Source organism: Chryseobacterium sp. CS3K3.1 (genome assembly GCF_059515165.1).
Genome location: NZ_JCAKRV010000014.1, coordinates 79,627 through 98,065, shown reverse-complemented (window position 1 = coordinate 98,065; position 18,439 = coordinate 79,627). Strand labels below are relative to the sequence as shown.

The window sequence follows — 18,439 nt, the reverse complement described above, 5'->3', positions numbered from 1 at the left end:
TATCTTTTAATCACTTTAATTTTTATTGCAAAAAGCTTTGCGTTGATAAAATGAGATTCTATTCATTCTGATTTACATTAAAAAAGCCTTTAAATTCAATATTTAAAGGCTTTTATTTAAGTTTTACTGTGTCACTTTCATCATCGCATTCGTAATTTCAATTTCTTTTTTTCTGGAATAGGTGGAATCAAAAGGTTCCATAACATTAAACAGATACTGATAAAAGGGAGCAATCTGGCGTACATTTTCAGACTCTTTTATTGCTTTTTCTTTACCCATCTGCTGCAGACCTTTTATGAAGATATTGAATTTTTTGTCGATAGGCTCCATTGCTTTTAAAAGATACGCATGTGCTTTTTCATTTTGCCCAAGCTTTTTATAGCCTTCCGTAACAGCTGAGACCACCAATGCATATTCCATCGGTTTTGACATCATCTGTCTTTTTGCCATTGCTTTAAATGAAGGAGCTAGACTTTGATAATAATCATATTCTTCAAATATTCCTTTTTTGAGATTTTCTGCCAGCTGAAGCCCCTTCTGCTCCTGTCCGGCAATAATATATCCGGTAACCATGGCACTCAGTGAACGCGGATCATTATATTTTTCAGCAGGGATTTCTTTTTCGCCAAGCTCCAGCAGTTCCAGAGCTTTCGTTTTCTGCCCGCCTGCCACAAGTGCAGATACAGCCCTGCTCACCGACATTCTGTAGCCTAAAATATTTGATGTAGCTGTTTCATCATAATAAATACTCAGATCTTTAAAATTTCCCCATCTGAAATTTTTCACCACCTGATAAAGAGATTGGGCATCTACCCTTCCTTTGTCTCCATCAGGCCCCTGAGGCGTATGAATGGGAACCAGTCTGTAGCTGAAACCGTCAAACTGAAGATATTCATCCAGATAAAAAATATTTTCACTGTCGTACATTCCGCCTGAAGAGAAACTAACCGGGCGCTTCCAGTCAAAATTGGCCAGCATATCCAACATCATCAGATTGCCTTTGTAAAGGGTATTCGCTTCATAATTGATCATAATGTGATCCACAGCATCCGGAAGATCGGACCGATTAATAATGCCTGCTTTTACAGCATTTTCTTTATTGACGGGAAGGATAAATTTACTGACAGGAATAATATTGTATTTTTCATACTGCTTTTCGCCAAAGTATATTTTCAGCAGTTCATCTTTTTCGGAAGATTGGTGTTTCAGGAATTTCATAGCATCCTTCAGGGTCATTGAATCCTGAGTCAGGTATTTTCTGTATTCCTTGAAAGCCGTGTCCGGCGTTCCCTGTTCTTTCAGCATTTGGAAAAGACCTTCCCAATCTTCTTTTTTCATCAGATAGACCTGATCATTGACGCCATCTCTATATTCCTCATGCGTTAATTCACCCGGAATTCCCATAGCATTATAGGTTCTTCTTTTCACCTGATCAATATTCCATGGAGTGGATAAAAGGGTAAAATTGACGGTTTTCACATCATCCCTGAATCTTTCTGTTTCCTGAATAGCCCATACCGGAAAAGTATCATTATCACCATAAATAAAAATGATGTCATCTTTAGGCAGTGAACGTAATAATGAATAGGCATAATCGCGGGCTGCCGTTTTTTTGCTTCTGTCATGGGAAGTATAATTCTGGAATCCCATCATAAAAGGAATTCCCAGCAATACAGCTCCCAGCATTATGTTGGCTGCATTGGATTTAATCTTAGACTGGATCAGCCAAAGGATGGCCCCCGCACCCAAACCGATCCACACGGCAAAGGCATAGAATGAACCTACCATAGCGTAATCTCTTTCCCGCACTTCAAAAGGTTTTACTCCGGTATAGAAAACAATTCCCACACTGGTCAGAATAAACAGTGAAAGAATGGCATAAAATCTTCCAAAGTCTCTGTTTAACTGGAAAAAGAAACCAATCAACCCCAGAATCAATGGTAAAAAGAAAAACTTTACGGTACTTTCGTTTTTAAACCGGGCAGGCATATGATCCTGATCACCCAACAGAGCATTATCAATAAAGGAAAACCCTGAGATCCAGTTCCCATTGGTATTTTCCATATGTCCCTGAAGATCGTTTTGTCTTCCAACAAAATTCCACATAAGGTATCGCACGAAGTAGTATCCGTTCTGGAAAGAAATAAAATAATCCATATTCTGAGCAAATGAAGGGCGCTGTACCTTAATCAGATCATATGGTTTTACTTTCAGATAGTCTTCTGCCGTAATAGAATCTCCTTCATATTTTGCTCTCAGTTCCTCAAAAATACGATGAGCTTCGGGATTGTCTGCCACATCTTCATTATCATAATTAAAGGTAAAATCCGGAGCTCCATACAAGGAAATGTAATTTGCCACCACCTCTTTATCTTTATTAAACATCCTTGGCATAAAGCTGATGTGAGATTTATTAAAAACATAGTTGAATCTTTCTCCGGTTTTTCTGTAAGTTCCGGTTTTTTCATCTTTTTCAAAAATATCTCCGGTGATGTCTCTTTTGTAACTTCCGTCTTCATCCTTTTCCAACCCGTTTTTATCAAGGAATGTGGTATAATTTTCTCCGTAAATCGTAGGCCAGTCACCATATTGAACTCTGTTGTAATAATCTCTCATTCCGATCGCCGTATCCGGATCATTAAGATTCATCGGTGGATTCGCATTGGCTCTGATGGGAATCACCAGCCAGCAGGAAAAACCAATGATCATATAGACAAGGGATAAAACCACAGTCTGATATACCTTCTTTTTGGTTTTTCTGGCATATTGAATCAGGAGATAACTTATTAAGGACATAAAAACAAACGCCGCAATTGTCCCTGAATGAAAAGGAAGTCCTAAACCGTTCACAAAGAAAATTTCAAGCTGTCCAAAGAGGGTCATAATCAAAGGGAAAATAATCTTGAACACGAAGGCAAGAATTCCCAAAGTAACAAGATTCGCTATGATAAAACTTTTCCAGGAAAAGGTATAATTACGGGCGTAATACACCAGGCATATGGCCGGAACAGCCAGCATACACATCATATGTACTCCTACGGAAAGCCCTGTGATAAAGAAAATAAGGATGATCCATCTCTCACTGTCAATAGCTTTATATTCGTTTTCCCATTTCGTGATGAGCCATACCAGCAACGCAATAAACAGTGAAGCCATTGCGTACACCTCACCTTCTACAGCCGAAAACCAAAAGGTATCTGAAAAGGTAAAGCATAAGGTCCCGATAGCTCCGGCAAAAAGGATAGAGATTTCCTGATGTTTTGTAATCTCTTCAAAGTCTTTATGCAAAAGCCGTCTTAAAAAATGGGTGATCGTCCAGAACAGCAACAGAATGGTAAATGCACTGAATAACGCCGACATGGCATTGATCACCACAGCATAATTTTCAGTATTTCCCAATGCAAAAATACTCGCTGCCGCTCCCACAATCTGGAATAAAGCGGCTCCCGGGGCATGCGTTACCTCCAGCTTTACAGCTGAAGAGATATATTCTCCGCAGTCCCAGAAACTCAAAGAATGTTCTATCGTTGAAAGATAAGTAATAAGCGCAATAGCGAAAAGGAACCATCCCAGTACGGTGTTCCATTTTTTAAAAGACCAGTTTTTCATATCATATTTTCCAATATGTATATGACAACTGAAACAAAGGGTTTATTACATTTACCTTGTTTTATTCTCAAACCACAAAAGTCATAAAAATCTTGGCGTAGTCTTATTAAGTTTAAAAACATTGCTGCAAAAAGTTCATATAAGAAGGAGTAAAGCAAAGATTTCAAATAACTTAAGTGTACTTTAACACTCAAGATAGAAAGCTTAGAAACAAATTCAAAAACTTTTGTGACTTTTGCGGTTTAAAAGAATTTATATTTCTTAAATGGTAAATTTTTAATAGGTATTATTCAATCCTCCATCCAAAGGAATACTTGTTCCGGTAAGATAATTTGAATATTCCGAAGCCAGAAAAGCCACAAGATGACCATATTCCTCAGGCTGTCCGAATCTTTTCATTGGAATTTTATTTTCCCTCGCCTTTTTTATTTCTTCTTCAGAATTGCCACTTTGCTGCGCTTCATGAGCAACGAATTTCTGAATTCTTTCAGTATCGAAGTATCCTGTTAAGACATTATTTACCGTGATATTATGCTGTGCTATTTCGTTGGAAAGCGTTTTGGCCCACGCAATTACTGCTGAACGGATAGAATTGGACAAGGCCAGATTTCCGATCGGTTCTTTTACTGAAAGGGAAGAAACATTAATAATACGCCCTTTTTTCTGTTGGATCATATGAGGCAAAGCCAGCAATGTTGTTTCACAAACGGTTTTAAAAAGAAGATCAAATGCTTTCTGATAATCATCCGGGTTTTTATCAGCTGCCAGGCCGGGTTCCGGACCGTTGGTATTATTCACCAGAATATCTACAGAATGATTAGTAAAAAATTCTGCTATAATTTTCTTATAACTTTCAAAATCTGAAAAATCTGCTACCAGATATCCATGTTTCTGATCAGTATTGATGACCGGCAGAGATGAAACAAAGTCTTTAAGTTTGGCTTCATTACGAGCCATAACGGTAACATTGGCTCCGCATTTTGCCAATTCAATGGCAATTCCGGCACCAATTCCCTGGGTTGCCCCTCCTACTAAAGCATTTTTTGAAAAGAGTTGAATATTCATAAGATCTTTGGATGTTGTAATTGGTATAGATAAATGTAAGAAAAAACCTTCAGATTATTATGGGTAGAAACCACCGTTACAATGTAAACGGATACAAATCACTTAATGTAGGATGAATGGTATTCAGGGCTTTATAAAACTCCTGACGAACCGGCTCCGGGATATGGTCATATTGATCAAAACAGCCATCCAGCTGACGGATAATGAATGCCATTTGCAGCCATTCTTCAAAATCAATATGCATCGGCTTCAGCTTCCCGTCATCATCATGATCATAGAAAAAAACCTTCTGATCCCTGTCCAGAAACCATCGGTCACCTTGTCCGTTGCCAGCAAAACACCAGTACTCCGGCAAGTTAAATTCTTTATTTTCATTGACTGCATCCACTGAATTGTACAGAATGGTTTCAGAAGATATTTCTGTTGTTTTTATTTGAGTAACCAGCCTTTTATAGTTTTCAGAAAAAGGAAAAGCTATAACTTTTGGAAAGTTCTGCACGGCGCTTTTTTCTTTAAGAATTTCAGTTTCTATTGCGGTAACAGCAGGCAGTATAAAGGGAATCATCATTATTAAAAATTATGGCTTTTCTTTCAACAATTCGTCAATCTGTTTATAAAATGAATCTTTACTATAATCCGCCACTCCTTTATGATGCAGGCGTATTTCTCCTTTTTTATCCAGTACCACCGTTGTGGGCAGAGAGCCGCTATACAATACATCAGGTATATTTCCAGCCGGTGTAAGAAAAGGAACTGTAAAGCCTTTTTCCTTTAAATAAGATTTCCCAGGAGCAGGAGTATCATCAAGGTTCACTGTAAGAAATACCATATCGGGATTGCTTTTGTACCGGTCATACAGTTTCTGAACAGACGGAAACTCGGCACGGCACGGAGGGCACCACGATGCCCAAAAGTTAATAAAGACCACTTTGTTCTGTAAAGCAGAAGTATCTACAATTTTTCCTTCTTCATTTTTCAGCATCCATCCGGCATAGGAAACTTTGGCTGCATTATTCTGTTTTTTTTGTGGTTCTGATATGCTGGAATTGAGAATTCCGGTGGAAGCCACCTGCCTCATCAGCCATGCCTTTGCATCTTTATTCACCAAAACGATAATAAACAATACGGTAAGTACTGCCGTAGAAGCATTTTTTCTTAACCAAATTTTCAGATTTTCCATATTCTTCCGCTTAATTCCCAGCCAAATAAGGTTAATATTCCGATCAATATTCCCAAAAAGATAGTTTTTAATGTAAAAAAGCCTTTAAATTCTAAGATTTAAAGGCTTTCCTCTCCATTTATTTCAAGTTTAGATCATGGTTATATTTTTTATAGCTAAATCCTGTTCAGCAATTTCTTTCTGAAAAAGAAAAGCAGTGAACTGAAAAATGTCAGATAGGCAATATTGAATATGGCACCTCCTACCCATCCTGAAAAAGGAAGCGGTAAAAGATTTTTTATAGGAATGATAAACAAAGTAAGCGCAAATGGTGTCAGCAGAGCCATCCACCCCGGCAACAGGGTTTTATTGAAAAGAAATACAAACAGCAAAGGAAATCCATCCCACTGCCAGTACACCAATGGCTGCTCCCCAGGCAATGTTCAGCATTTTCATGAAACCTCTTCCCATCTCCAGAAGATAAGGGTGAGAGGCTGAGTCTGTATGATAAACTGCTTTATAAATCTCCCCCACATAGAAAAATCCGGCATGTCCTAAAGGTGATAAAACCGCCCCTGCCAGTAGGATCCAATACACAAAGACTGCATACCATTTTTGAGTGTCTTTGAAAAACTGATACACCAGCCACGTGGCAGGAAGCAGTAAAGGCCCGGTAAGAGCACCAATCAAAGCTCCAAACATCAGCCTTGGAGTGGAACCTTCCAGCATTAAAGTTGCAAATTCCAGATTTACCTGATCTGCATAGGTTTTTGAAAACAAAGGATAATCTGATGGATCCGGATCAAATCCGGCAACATAAATATCACCAATAATCCAACATAGTGACACTGCTATTGCTGCAGCAAAAGACCAGTTTATTTTACCTGAATATTTCATAATTTTTAATAATTAATTGTATATAAGATGTACATCGTTTCATTATTTCTTTCTTTTATTTAAAAGCAATTTAATTATTAAGAATGATTCTAAATAATTATTACCTTTGTGCAAACTTAGTCTAAACATTCAACAGAAAGGGTCTGTAAAACGGAATAAAAAGTCCGTAAAAAGGAAATTCAAACAAACAAAAGGAAATGACAGTACGGCTATATGATGAAAACTTTGGAAACATACTTATGGAGCGGGATTATCCTTCCTCTTATTTCTTAGATGATGGAGGCATCCAGGAATCCATTACCCAGCTGACTCCTCCTTATGGAAATGGTTTTTATCACGAAATAAGCTTTACCCATGTCCACATCAGTTTTGGGAATATTGTATTGAATAAACCGCTTCAATTGTACCTTGAGAGTGATTTTGATTCGGTAGAAATGCATTTTACCCTGAAAGGAAAAAGCAAAGCCATTTCGGGTAACTTCCAAAAAACAATAGTGTTTGACAGCTACCAGCACAATATTATTTATGCGCATCATATGGAAGGCAGGATGGAATTCGAAGGTCCGGAAATGTATGTATTCGAAATCAATCTTGCTCCTGAGTTCTTTAAAAAATTTCTGCCTGAGTATTCTGGACTGTTTGAAATATTCAGAAATTCGATTGATAAGCAGAATTCATCGCTCATACAGGCCGGGCATAACCGCATTACCCATGATATGTATCAGATTCTGAACGACATCATTCTCTGCAACAGAAAAGGGACTTTCAAACGAATTTATCTTGAAGCTAAAGTAAATGAACTCCTTCTGTTGCAGCTTGAACAGTTTGTTGACAATGAATCCTCATCTTCTTCTCTCCAGAAAAAAGATATAGAGAAAATGTACGCTGTGAGGGATTATATTGTAAAGAACCTGAATGCAGATAGTTCCCTGAATGATCTTGCCCATCTGGTAGGAACCAACGAATTTACTTTAAAGAAAGGATTCAAAGAGCTCTTCGGGACTACCGTTTTCGGATTCTGGAATGATCTCAAAATGGAGCAGGCCAAAAAAATGCTTCTCGACAGCGACCTGAATATCAGTGAAATTTCTGACCATATCGGCTATAAAAATCCCAGACATTTTTCATCAGCATTTAAACGAAAATTCAATATCCTGCCAAGCCAGATCAGAAGCAGATAGCATCCTGCAGTCTTATAAAAGCCCATTTGTGTCTTTTTTAATACCGGATAATAATAAAAATTAAATAACGGTCGTTAATAATTTGTTTTTCAATAAAATCTACTAAAAAACAACAATAAATTAATATACAATGTATAACACTGCTTTTTATCTGACAGTCCTCTTTTATCCTTGTCATTATCATTTCCGGAAGTCTGCTTTTCCCATGGATTTATTTCATAATTAATTTGTTACCTGTAACAAATCCCCTATTCATCCAACTCATTGAACAGTATCAAAACATTAACTCATAGACAAGAGATCTACTACTTTAAAATAAACTAATGCAAACATCCTTTCTAAAAATTACCGCTGCCACCGCTGCGCTCTGCTTCAGTACACTGGCAATGGCCCAACAAACGTATTCCGTAAGTGGAACCGTGAAAGACAAAAAAAATGGGGAATTGCTCATCGGAGTCTCTGTAAAAGTAAGCGAAGATCCCAGCATCAATGTTGTTGCCAACGAATATGGATTTTATTCTCTTTCATTACCTGAAGGAAATTATACCCTGATTATTTCCTACCCGGGATATCAGGATTTTGAGCAGAAGATCAATGTGGATCAAAATATAAAACTTGATCTTCCGCTGCTTCCATCAGAATCTGTAGAAAAAGCCATTGATGAGGTGGTGATAACGGGTATCAAAAAGGATAAAAACCTGACCTCAGCTCAAATGGGAGCAGAAACGTTAAGTATTAAAAATATAGAGAAACTTCCTGTACTTTTTGGTGAAAAAGATGTCATGAAAACCATACAGCTTTTACCCGGGATCAAAAGTAACGGTGAAGGAAGCAGCGGGTTCAGTGTAAGAGGAGGTGCTACCGACCAAAACCTGATCCTGCTGGATGAAGCTCCTGTTTATAATGCTTCTCACCTTCTTGGTTTTTTCAGTACATTCAACAGTGATGCCCTGAAAGATGCCAGCATTATCAAAGGAAACAGCCCCGCACAATACGGAGGACGTCTTTCTTCTGTATTGGATGTTAAAATGAAGGACGGAAACAACAAAGATTATAACGTCAACGGAGGAATCGGGCTTATCAGCAGCAGGCTGAGTGTGGAAGGGCCTATTCAAAAGGAAAAATCATCATTCATTGTTTCGGGAAGAAGAACGTATGCGGATCTTTTTCTTAAAGCCAATAAAGATTATAAAGACAACAAATTATATTTTTACGATCTGAATCTGAAAGCCAATTATCAGATCAACGAAAACAACCGTATTTACCTGTCCGGGTATTTTGGAAGGGATGTTCTGGGATTGGGAGACACTTTCAATACAGACTGGGGAAATACAACGGCCACTTTGAGATGGAACAGCATTATCAGCAGTAAGCTATTCTCCAACACTTCATTTATTTACAGTAATTATGATTATAAAATCAGTCTGAAAAATGATGATACGGTATTTGATTTAAATTCAAAAATCCGTGACTGGAATCTTAAGCAGGATTTTACCTGGTTTGCCGGAAATAAGCATTCTGTACGTTTCGGTCTGCAGTCTATTTATCATACCTTAACTCCGAGCAGTGCCTCCGGTACCACGGTGAGCAGCTTTGCCAGAAATCCCAGATACTCGTGGGAAAATGCTGTTTACATCAATGATGATTATAAAGCAACGGAAAAGCTGACCATCAATTATGGAGCAAGGCTTTCCATGTTCAGTGTACTGGGAGGTGATACATTCAATACTTATGAGAATGGCGTACTAACCGACAGTAAATTTTTAGAGAAAGGAAAATTCGGGAAGACCTATGTGAATATTGAACCGCGTATCAGCGCCAACTACCGCATCAACGAAGTGAGCAGTGTAAAAGGAGGTTATTCCAGAAACACCCAGAATCTTCACCTCTTAAGCAACAGCAACAGTGGAAATCCTACCGATCAGTGGATAGGAAGCAGCTATACGGTAAAACCGGAAATCGCAGATCAGATCAGTTTAGGATACAGCAGAAACTTCAACAACAATAATTATGAATTGAACGCTGAGGTTTATTACAAAGACATGAAAAATCAGATCGACTTTAAAAACGGGGCTCAGATTGGCTTTGACACGGGAGCCGACGTAGAAAGTGAACTGTTATTCGGAAAAGGGAGAGCCTACGGTCTGGAACTCATTGCCAAAAAGAAAAGCGGAAAACTGACAGGATGGATCTCCTATACCCTTTCTAAAACAGAAAGAAAGATCAACGGAATCAATAATAATGAATGGTATAACGCCAGAATGGATAAAACCCACGATTTATCCGTCGTTGCAACGTATCAGCTTAATCCGAAATGGAGTTTTTCAGGGCTATTCGTATACAGTACCGGAAATGCAGTTACCTTCCCTACCGGAAAATATGAGCTGAACGGACAAACAGTCTTCCAGTACAGCAACAGAAATGCTGACAGAATGCCTGCATACCACAGAATGGATCTGAGTGCTACTTACGAACCAAGTTCCAATAAGCGGTTCCGCGGTTCATGGACATTTGGTATTTACAACCTGTACGGCAGAGAAAATGCTTATACAATCAATTTCGAAGACAATCCTGACCGCCCGGGAACAACACGTGCCATGCAGACCTCTTTATTCCGATGGGTCCCTAATATCACTTATAATTTCAAATTCTAACTCATGAAAAATACTTTTTATATCATAGTTTCCCTCTTTGCCTTAACCTCCTGTGAAAAGGAAATAGACCTGGATCTGAACGATCAGAGCGGGAATATTGTCATTGAAGGCAATGTAACCAATCAGTCAGGACCTTATACTGTAAAAATCACAAAGTCCGTTGGATTTTCAGAACCTAATCAGTATCCTGCAGTAACCGGAGCCCAGGTGGTTTTAAGCGATGATACAGGCCAGACTGAAACACTTCACTATACAGGAAACGGAATGTATCAGACCACTACTTTTGTAGGTACGCCCGGCAGAACGTATACATTAAAAATACAGGCAGAAGGAAAACAATATACTGCTCAGAGTACAATGCCTGAGGTAGTATATTTTGACGGACTGGAACAGAGTTCTTTTAAATTTGGTGATAAGACCACCTACACTCTTTTGCCACTCTTTACAGACCCTATGCCATTAGGAAACCGTTATCTTTTCAGTTTTACGATTAATGATCTGCCAAAAAAATACATGAATACTTTTTCAGACAATGTCAATAACGGCTTACCGAACCAACAGCCTCTGATTCTTCCCAATGACGATAACAAGGGCCGCGACCATGAAGTAGTGCCGGGAGACAAAATTCATGTGGAAATGCAGTCTATCGACACCAATGTGTTTACTTATTACAGTGCATTGCTTCAGATTTCGGGCGGCAACGGCGGAACTGCTACTCCAGCTAATCCTCCGAGTAATATCAGCAACGGAGCATTAGGCTATTTTTCAGCCCACACAACAGATACGGAAACTTTTGAGATCCAGCCTGTAACACCATAAATTAAAAAAGGATATTCCCAACACCGGAATATCCTTTTTTATTGTATTCTATCTGAATTTCCTTTTTAAAGCGTAATACCGGTACAGGAACTTATCATACCTGATTACGCCAAAGAGCAATCCCGCAGTTACAAGCAGTGTTTTAAGCTGAATCATGCTGTACACAAAACCACCAATCATACATCCTGCAAAAAAGCAGGCGATAATCACCAGTTTCAGGGCGATATTCTTTTTAAGCTGCCTCTTTTCGTTTTCCCTTTCCTTAAAAAAAAGTTTTGAAAGCTCTATTCCCAGATCAGTAAATAAGCCCGTAAGATGAGTGGTTCTTACCACAGATTGTGATACTCTTGTTACCAGTGAGTTCTGAACGCCCATTGCAAAAAGCAAAAGCCCGGCAATTGCATAAGGAGATATTGAGATTTTCAATGTTTGGTCACCTGTTATTCCTACAAAACCTAAAATCAGAATTTCGGTGATCAAAGGAATGAGATGCGGACGGAACATTTTGTGTCCGGACGAAAATTCAACCATAAAACTGGATGAAAATGCTCCTCCCAGAAAACATACAATAAAGATAAAATAAGTGAGTGCCTTGCTGTAATGATCGAGAAGAATTTCTTCAGAAAAGAAGGCAAAATGTCCGGTTATATTCGTAGTAAGCACTTTCACAGATAAAACACCTGCAATATTCACTATTCCTGCAACAAATGAAAGTACTGATGCAAGCTTAAGATTGTGAAAATAGGTTCTGTTTTTCCCTCTGTGTCTGAACATTTTAAATTTCTATTAGAGCTTCTCCTTCAGGAAAAGAACAACCGGATAAAATAAATAAGTAAAAAAAATAATTAGAAATGTCAGCGTCAAACTGTGAAAAACATGTCCGCTTAAATATTTATCCAGTGTTCTTTATAGATCTACTATTTCCCCTTTAACGTAAAATCCTATTTTTTAGTAATAAATGATGATTCTGAAAACGCTTCCAGACCTCTATGAGATCTTCTGTTTCTTATTTCAGAATCAATTTCATTACTTTTGTAAAAGTAATTCGTTCAGGAAAAAAATCTTGTGATTTAGATCGGTTTAAAATGTGATTTAAGTTAAAAACTGAACGTACATCCAATATCCTGTATAGAAAAATTATGATCTCAAAATTTATTTTTAACAATCAGTATCTTTTTGATGAACTCCCTGAGTATGATAAAAATCTTCTTACAGGAGCTATGAAAACCAGGAACTATCGTAAAAATGAACCCATATTTACTGACGGAACGAAACCCAATGGCGTTTACTACCTGAACGAAGGTAAAATAAAGAAATACAAGGTAGATAATGACGGAAGGGAGCAGATTATTTACATTTACAGTTCCGGTGAATTTTTCGGATATTCTGCCATTCTGAGCAATGAATCTTACGGAGATACGACCTCAACCCTTGAAAATTCTGTGATCTCATTTATTTCAAAAGACAGTTTTCTGGATATTCTGAGCCAGTCATCAGTGCTTTCGAGGCTGCTGCTGAAATCTTTAAGCCATGAATTCAGCGTAATGGCGAACCTTATTGCAGTTTTATCCCACCGTACAGTCCGTGAAAGAGCAGCTCTCAGCTTACTGATTCTTCATGATAAGTATACATCAAATGACACACCTGACCATGAAGTATTCATTACCCTTTCCCGTGTGGATCTTGCCAATGTGGTGGGAACTGCAAGAGAAACCTTAGCCCGTATCATCAATGATTTCAAGCAGGAAAAACTGATCAGATCTGAAGGAAGGAAAATCCAGATTACTGATATTAAGCGATTAATTCATATCGCTAATTTTTATTAATCATATTTGAGATTAAAGAGCTTGATTTCTACTGACAAGCTGTTGTCATAAACACCTGTTACCTTTGTTTAAAATTAGTTTAAACAAATAGTATTTATGAAACTTACCTCATTAAGACTCATCAGTAAAGACATCAAAGCAACAGTAGCATTTTATGAACAGGTTACAGACATAACTGCCACCTGGTATACGGAAGATTTTGCAGAACTCTCTGCTGATTCTATCACAATCGCTATCGGAAGTACCCGGACCATGCAGATGTTTTCGGAAGGTCTTACAGATTTCGCAGGGACAAAATCAACCATTATTGAATTTATGGTTAAAAATGTTGACGAAGAATACGAAAGGATTAAAAGTATGACTTCCCGAATTATTCAGGAGCCGACCACGATGCCCTGGGGAAACAGATCTCTCCTGTTCTGTGATCCGGATGGCAATATGATTAACTTTTTTACTCCGGTAAGCGAAGAAGCTGTGAAGAAATTCAGCTAATCCTAATATCAGTAAAAAAAGACCCACTGTTCATCAGCGGGTCTTCTTGTTATAATTTTTTAAGAACAGATTTATTTTCCTAGGAATTCTGTAGCTTTCGCAACAAATATATCGTGATACTGATAAAAAGAAGCATGTCCTGAATCCGGGAAAATCACCAGCTCTGCATGGTCTAAATGCTGAGCCATATTTTTAGCATTCTGAACAGATACCGGAAGATCATTTTCACCATGTACAATCAGTACCGGATTTTTAATCTTCTCTATTTCCGTAAGCGCATCAGCATCAGGCTGGGCCCAGCTTAATACTGCAGTAAACTGAGCACCGGAGGCAGCATCATTTAAAGGAAGGTCTCTGTCCGTCGTACGAAGCTGAACTCTTGCAAAAGAAGCTTTTCCTTCCGCAATACTCTGAGCAGATTCTGTAAAACCAAATTTCAGGAATGAAGCTTCAGGACTTAAGCCAGCGGTTCCGGCAATAATATTGGGCAGATTAGACAATCCTATGGCTCCCTGAGGGCCTGTACCTGTTAAAATCACTTTATTAATCAGTGAGGGATTGGTAAGCACTATTCGCTGTGCGACAAATCCTCCCATAGAAAATCCCATGATATTCACTTTGGTCAGGTTCAAAGCCTTAATAAAGTCTACCGCATCGTCGGCCATCGCCTGAACTGTGTTGGGAGTGGTTCCTTTTGAGGAAGAGACTCCTTTGTTATCAAATATAATGACTTTATAGTTTTTAGCCAGTCCATCCGTCACTGCAGGATCCCAGTCATCCATTGAGCCGCCTAATCCCGGAAGGAGAACCAAAGGAATTCCGTCTTCTTTTCCTAAAACACGGTATGCGATGGCATTTCCTTTAACGGTTATGAATTGGGTTTTGGCAGTCTGGTGTTTTCTGTTTTGTATCTCCTGCGTCGTGGGAGGCTCATTTTCTTCAGTACAGGAGACTGTTACTACAGTGAAAAGCGTTAAACATAATAAGCTTAAGGCTGAGATTTTTCTGATTGTTTTCATTGTTGTTTATTTTTGTATGATTATGGTGCAAACATAAAACACAAAAACAGGCAGAACACTCAATTTCGTTATCAAGAGGACATTTTAGCAGCTCAAATAGACATTTTAAAAGGTGAAATACAATTTCTTCGAAAATAATTTACAGCTTCTGAGCTGATCTCAATGCATACAGGGCATCCATCGCTTTTTCAGCATCTTTCCGGGCTACAAAAATATGATCATGGAAGTAAGCGGCAACTACATTACAGCTGATATTTTCCTTTTTCAGGGCATTGGCAAAAGCTGCAGTAAGCCCTACGGCTTCCAGAGAAGAGTGAATTGTAAGAGTAATCCATGAAGAAATATAGCTGTAATTCATATTCCATTCATCTGCTACTGTTTTTTCTACCACAATGGTAACGGCTTCATTTTCCCGGAAAAAAAACAGAACCTTTTCGAGGTCTGGTATTGCTGCTAGAGTTTCAACAGTACAAAATACATATTCGCCGGTATTCAATACTGGTTCCATATTCTGAATCAGTAGGGCCAAATCTTTTTCTTCTGACATCTTTTTTGATACAAAAATAAGAGATGGAGAGCCACATTTGTTTATCATTTGATAAAAAACACAAAAGGAGGCTGCGCGCCTCCTTTTTGTGTTTGTACTGTAACCTATTAACTGAACCTCACTATATGTGTTTGTGTTTTTTTCTGATCATTTGGCTTTTTTAAGAAGTCCGTTTAAGGTTATTCATACACTTCTTTAATTTCATCAGTGTTTATTAATTTTTCATCATTTGTGTTTCTATAACTACCATTTACTATTTGTAAAATAGCTACATCATTTGTTGTTTTTTGCGTGTGAAACTTAAGAAGTTAAAAAAACATTTCTCAGTTGTTTTTCATTACTTAAATTTTACATTACAAAGGAACAACATTTCCAAATAAAATCTTCTATAAACCCCATCGATACTTGTCGATCGACTTATAGATATTTATCGATGAAATATAATACCCTGACAATAAGAAGTGGAGATCACCTTAAAAAACACTATAGTTTATGGTGGGTTTTGACAAGGTCCACAAGCTCAACCATATTTTCAATCTTAAGTTTTTCAAAGATATTTTTTTTGATTGTGCTTACTGTATTTTGTTTGATATTCAGACTGTTTGAAATTTCCAGGTTTCCATATCCTTCAGCATAAAGTTCTGCAATCTGCATTTCTCTTTTGGTTAAACTGTTGAGCGGGCTTATCAGATCCGGATTGTAAACAAACTGTACCAGCAGGTTTCTCAGAAGATCAGAGAAGTACTCTCCCTTTTCGATGAAGGTTGTAATTGCTTTTCTTACGTCTTCCTCCTCACTCAGTTTACTCAGGTAGCCGTCAGCACCGGCTTTAATGAATTTAAGGCCGTGCAGCTCTTCTTCAAGTCCTGTAAAAATCAAAATTTTAATATCAGGATTTACGCTTTTCATCTGTGGTAAAATATGAAGACTGTTTCCATCCGGGAAATGGGCATCAATAACAGCCATCTCGATTCCTTTCGATTCTATGAGTTCCAATACCTGATGTAAGGATGAAGTTTGATAAACTTTGGCGTTAGGAACAATATCGCTGATAACAATCTCCATTCCCTGGCGTACAATGCTATGATCGTCTGCCAGAAGGAATATAATCTCTTTACTTTGTATTGGTGTTTCCATTATTATTACTGTTTAAATTGATCCTGAATGTCACTTTAGTTCCTTTATGTAATTTGCTTTCAACCGATATATTGCCGTCAAAAAGCTCTACAATTTCTTTTACGAGGTTAAGTCCAAGTCCTGCTCCCAGATTATCTACTTCATCAGAAACCATACCCTGATAATAAGGATCAAAAATTTTACCAAGATCAGATTCTGATATTCCTACTCCCGTATCTGCTACTGTTGTGATCAGGCAAATTTTATTTTCTCCAAGAGATTCTGTAGCCAATACAAGATCAATCTGTCCGTTTTCCGTAAACTTGTTGGCATTACCAAGAATATTCATAAAAATCTGATTGATTCTGATATTATCCGAATAGACCACCAGATTTTCAGGGATTCTGTCTGTCACCACAAACCTGTTGTTTCTCGTTTCCAGATATGGAGTAATGACCTTTACAATAGAACTGATTTCATCTTTAAGATTGAAAACCGACTGTATAAGCTCTTTTTCAGCATTTTCATTTTTGGTATATTCCAGAATCTGATTAGACTGCAGAAGCAAGGTACTGTTGGTAAACTTGATGGATTTAAGATAATCCTTTATCGTTTCATCTTCGGTAGTTCTGTGGATTTTGTCAATGAAAATATTGATGATTTTCAAAGGAGACCTCAGGTCATGACTTAACATTCCCAGAATCCTGTTTTTGAAATTAAGATTCTTTTTAATCTCTTTATTGGCAGCATCCAGTTTCTGTTCATAGATAAACGCCATTCTTGTAAAGTACATAATCAGAATAGAAACAATAAACATCAAAACCATCAGCCCCAATACCAGATAGGTTCTTATCTTGTTATTATTAGAACTTTGGTCGTTGTATTCTTTTTCCAGTTCAGATTGAAAATCCTTGATGGCATTTTCGTAAACCTCTATTAAGTTATTACTATATACCAGCAGCTTACTGAAATTGCTGTAAAACTGTAAATTATTCTTCTGACTAATGGCCGCAAGCAGCTGAACCTTTTTTACTTCGGCAGCGTAATGCTTGTCCATAGATTTTAGGGTATTGTCCATTTTGGATTTTACCTGAGAAATATCCAGAGTCTTGTTATTGGTCATTGTGATTACAGTACTCTCCTTCTGAACATCTACTTTCCCTGTTACCGCATCTTTTAAACGCCCGAAAAAGCCTTTCTTTTTAATGGTATCCGCATATGTACGGGTCTGAATATTGAAATCTTCAAAATCGTTTTTATACTTGGCAGGTTCATACTGTTTGTCCTCAATTTTTGCCGGTGGATTGAGGGAGGTTTGGTACACTGAGTCTATTAATGTCTTCAGTTTTGCATTCTTTAAGGTATCCTGACTATGAAGAGCCAGATTTTTTTTCAATCTTGGACTTGTACTTTCATACTCACCAATCTTATCAAAATTAGTTTTAAGTTTTCTCAGCGACTGGAAATAGAGCTGCAGATCATCGTTATTCTGAGTAGCCATATATTTCTGAAGATGATCCTGTGCATCCATAAAATCTTTTCTGGAATTATCAGTTAATCCTCCCAGGGCACGGCTTTCTTCAAGCTGATCTTTTATAAACTTCAGCTTTTTCCCGTTGACAAATTCGTTGTAGAAAAATATGGCAATAATCACCTGTATCAGTAAAATACAAAGGATCAATGAGTAATGAACAAGTTTTCTCAATTTAAAATTTAAGAATTTATTTTTCATATTTGTTTATCAGTTAAATTAATTTCCTGACCAGATAAGCCCATTAGATATTAGTCTTCAACAATATAGCATTATTTTCAGCAATTTCATAATAGCCATATATTATCTAACTGGCAAAGTTAAAGTAATTTTTGTCTTCTTACTAATAATGAATATTTGATAAAACAGACAGAATTTAATTCTTTTTACAATTAAAATGGCTTGTCAACACTCAGTTTTATGTATGTAAATCTATTTTTTTAGATCAATAGCAAAAAAGCGGGCTTGCGGCAAAATGTTCTTTTTCTGTTTATTTCATTCAAAAAAACAATTCAAACATGTGA

16 protein-coding genes are annotated in these 18,439 nt (G+C 37.5%); 5 read left to right on the top strand and 11 right to left on the bottom strand.

Annotated features, from left to right (window positions below; genetic code table 11):
* Positions 1-123: 123 nt before the first annotated feature.
* The 6 genes from AC5YGI_RS14495 to AC5YGI_RS14470 form a co-directional block, all read right to left on the bottom strand.
* Positions 124-3,609, bottom strand: a complete 3,486-nt coding sequence (locus AC5YGI_RS14495; protein ID WP_496168774.1) for a glycosyltransferase family 117 protein — start codon at positions 3,607-3,609, stop codon at positions 124-126.
* A gap of 276 nt (positions 3,610-3,885) precedes the next feature.
* On the bottom strand, positions 3,886-4,674 hold the full coding sequence (locus AC5YGI_RS14490) for an SDR family oxidoreductase (RefSeq protein ID WP_496168772.1): 789 nt from the start codon (positions 4,672-4,674) through the stop codon (positions 3,886-3,888).
* 76 nt (positions 4,675-4,750) lie between these two features.
* A complete protein-coding gene (locus AC5YGI_RS14485; RefSeq protein ID WP_330745947.1) occupies positions 4,751-5,242 on the bottom strand; it encodes an SMI1/KNR4 family protein in 492 nt (163 codons plus the stop codon).
* 9 nt (positions 5,243-5,251) lie between these two features.
* On the bottom strand, positions 5,252-5,854 hold the full coding sequence (locus tag AC5YGI_RS14480; protein WP_330745946.1) for a TlpA family protein disulfide reductase: 603 nt from the start codon (positions 5,852-5,854) through the stop codon (positions 5,252-5,254).
* A gap of 155 nt (positions 5,855-6,009) precedes the next feature.
* The gene (locus AC5YGI_RS14475; protein WP_496168770.1) at positions 6,010-6,180 is read right to left on the bottom strand and encodes a hypothetical protein; all 171 of its coding nucleotides are present in this window, start codon (positions 6,178-6,180) and stop codon (positions 6,010-6,012) included.
* 19 nt (positions 6,181-6,199) lie between these two features.
* Positions 6,200-6,730, bottom strand: coding sequence for a DUF6796 family protein (locus tag AC5YGI_RS14470; protein ID WP_496168768.1), 531 nt, complete (start codon positions 6,728-6,730; stop codon positions 6,200-6,202).
* A gap of 197 nt (positions 6,731-6,927) precedes the next feature.
* Between AC5YGI_RS14470 and AC5YGI_RS14465 the strand changes: the two genes are divergently transcribed.
* The 3 genes from AC5YGI_RS14465 (at position 6,928) to AC5YGI_RS14455 (ending at position 11,384) form a co-directional block, all read left to right on the top strand.
* Complete coding sequence (locus AC5YGI_RS14465) at positions 6,928-7,911, top strand: helix-turn-helix transcriptional regulator (protein ID WP_496168766.1); 984 nt, start codon at positions 6,928-6,930, stop codon at positions 7,909-7,911.
* A 323-nt stretch (positions 7,912-8,234) separates the two neighbouring features.
* Entirely contained in the window at positions 8,235-10,565 is a 2,331-nt protein-coding gene (locus AC5YGI_RS14460; RefSeq protein ID WP_496168764.1) for a TonB-dependent receptor, read from the top strand.
* Positions 10,566-10,568: 3 nt separating this feature from the next.
* Positions 10,569-11,384 carry a DUF4249 domain-containing protein gene (locus tag AC5YGI_RS14455; protein WP_330745942.1) on the top strand — a complete coding sequence of 272 codons (816 nt, stop codon included), beginning with the start codon at positions 10,569-10,571 and terminating at the stop codon, positions 11,382-11,384.
* Positions 11,385-11,432: 48 nt separating this feature from the next.
* Here the strand turns inward: AC5YGI_RS14455 and AC5YGI_RS14450 are convergent, their stop codons facing one another.
* Positions 11,433-12,158: a YoaK family protein gene (locus AC5YGI_RS14450; protein WP_496168762.1), complete on the bottom strand. Its 726-nt coding sequence runs from the start codon at positions 12,156-12,158 to the stop codon at positions 11,433-11,435.
* A gap of 365 nt (positions 12,159-12,523) precedes the next feature.
* On the opposite strand from AC5YGI_RS14450, the gene AC5YGI_RS14445 reads away from it, so the two are divergent.
* Together AC5YGI_RS14445 and AC5YGI_RS14440 are read left to right on the top strand one after the other, a co-directional pair.
* On the top strand, positions 12,524-13,210 hold the full coding sequence (locus AC5YGI_RS14445) for a Crp/Fnr family transcriptional regulator (protein ID WP_496168760.1): 687 nt from the start codon (positions 12,524-12,526) through the stop codon (positions 13,208-13,210).
* Between the two features lie 96 nt (positions 13,211-13,306).
* On the top strand, positions 13,307-13,702 hold the full coding sequence (locus tag AC5YGI_RS14440) for a VOC family protein (RefSeq protein ID WP_330745941.1): 396 nt from the start codon (positions 13,307-13,309) through the stop codon (positions 13,700-13,702).
* 71 nt (positions 13,703-13,773) lie between these two features.
* Here AC5YGI_RS14440 and AC5YGI_RS14435 read toward each other — a convergent pair whose 3' ends face one another.
* From AC5YGI_RS14435 to AC5YGI_RS14420, 4 genes are all read right to left on the bottom strand, one after another.
* On the bottom strand, positions 13,774-14,721 hold the full coding sequence (locus AC5YGI_RS14435) for an alpha/beta fold hydrolase (RefSeq protein ID WP_496168758.1): 948 nt from the start codon (positions 14,719-14,721) through the stop codon (positions 13,774-13,776).
* Positions 14,722-14,860: 139 nt separating this feature from the next.
* On the bottom strand, positions 14,861-15,268 hold the full coding sequence (locus tag AC5YGI_RS14430; RefSeq protein WP_496168756.1) for an ACT domain-containing protein: 408 nt from the start codon (positions 15,266-15,268) through the stop codon (positions 14,861-14,863).
* Between the two features lie 483 nt (positions 15,269-15,751).
* Positions 15,752-16,405: a LuxR C-terminal-related transcriptional regulator gene (locus AC5YGI_RS14425; RefSeq protein ID WP_330745938.1), complete on the bottom strand. Its 654-nt coding sequence runs from the start codon at positions 16,403-16,405 to the stop codon at positions 15,752-15,754.
* Positions 16,383-18,116 (bottom strand): sensor histidine kinase, encoded by a 1,734-nt coding sequence (locus AC5YGI_RS14420; protein ID WP_330745937.1) that lies wholly within the window; start codon positions 18,114-18,116, stop codon positions 16,383-16,385. Before AC5YGI_RS14420 ends, AC5YGI_RS14425 begins: the two co-directional genes overlap by 23 nt.
* Positions 18,117-18,439: the final 323 nt, after the last annotated feature.

Bases quoted from the DNA above. Each gene is read 5' to 3' on its own strand.
- AC5YGI_RS14420 (WP_330745937.1), bottom strand. From the start codon at position 18,116: ATGAAAAATAAATTCTTAAATTTTAAATTGAGAAAACTTGTTCATTAC.
- AC5YGI_RS14430 (WP_496168756.1), bottom strand. From the start codon at position 15,268: ATGTCAGAAGAAAAAGATTTGGCCCTACTGATTCAGAATATGGAACCA.
- AC5YGI_RS14440 (WP_330745941.1), top strand. From the start codon at position 13,307: ATGAAACTTACCTCATTAAGACTCATCAGTAAAGACATCAAAGCAACA.
- AC5YGI_RS14480 (WP_330745946.1), bottom strand. From the start codon at position 5,854: ATGGAAAATCTGAAAATTTGGTTAAGAAAAAATGCTTCTACGGCAGTA.
- AC5YGI_RS14450 (WP_496168762.1), bottom strand. From the start codon at position 12,158: ATGTTCAGACACAGAGGGAAAAACAGAACCTATTTTCACAATCTTAAG.
- AC5YGI_RS14490 (WP_496168772.1), bottom strand. From the start codon at position 4,674: ATGAATATTCAACTCTTTTCAAAAAATGCTTTAGTAGGAGGGGCAACC.
- AC5YGI_RS14475 (WP_496168770.1), bottom strand. From the start codon at position 6,180: ATGGCTCTGCTGACACCATTTGCGCTTACTTTGTTTATCATTCCTATA.
- AC5YGI_RS14485 (WP_330745947.1), bottom strand. From the start codon at position 5,242: ATGATGATTCCCTTTATACTGCCTGCTGTTACCGCAATAGAAACTGAA.
- AC5YGI_RS14470 (WP_496168768.1), bottom strand. From the start codon at position 6,730: ATGAAATATTCAGGTAAAATAAACTGGTCTTTTGCTGCAGCAATAGCA.
- AC5YGI_RS14465 (WP_496168766.1), top strand. From the start codon at position 6,928: ATGACAGTACGGCTATATGATGAAAACTTTGGAAACATACTTATGGAG.
- AC5YGI_RS14455 (WP_330745942.1), top strand. From the start codon at position 10,569: ATGAAAAATACTTTTTATATCATAGTTTCCCTCTTTGCCTTAACCTCC.
- AC5YGI_RS14495 (WP_496168774.1), bottom strand. From the start codon at position 3,609: ATGAAAAACTGGTCTTTTAAAAAATGGAACACCGTACTGGGATGGTTC.
- AC5YGI_RS14445 (WP_496168760.1), top strand. From the start codon at position 12,524: ATGATCTCAAAATTTATTTTTAACAATCAGTATCTTTTTGATGAACTC.
- AC5YGI_RS14460 (WP_496168764.1), top strand. From the start codon at position 8,235: ATGCAAACATCCTTTCTAAAAATTACCGCTGCCACCGCTGCGCTCTGC.
- AC5YGI_RS14425 (WP_330745938.1), bottom strand. From the start codon at position 16,405: ATGGAAACACCAATACAAAGTAAAGAGATTATATTCCTTCTGGCAGAC.
- AC5YGI_RS14435 (WP_496168758.1), bottom strand. From the start codon at position 14,721: ATGAAAACAATCAGAAAAATCTCAGCCTTAAGCTTATTATGTTTAACG.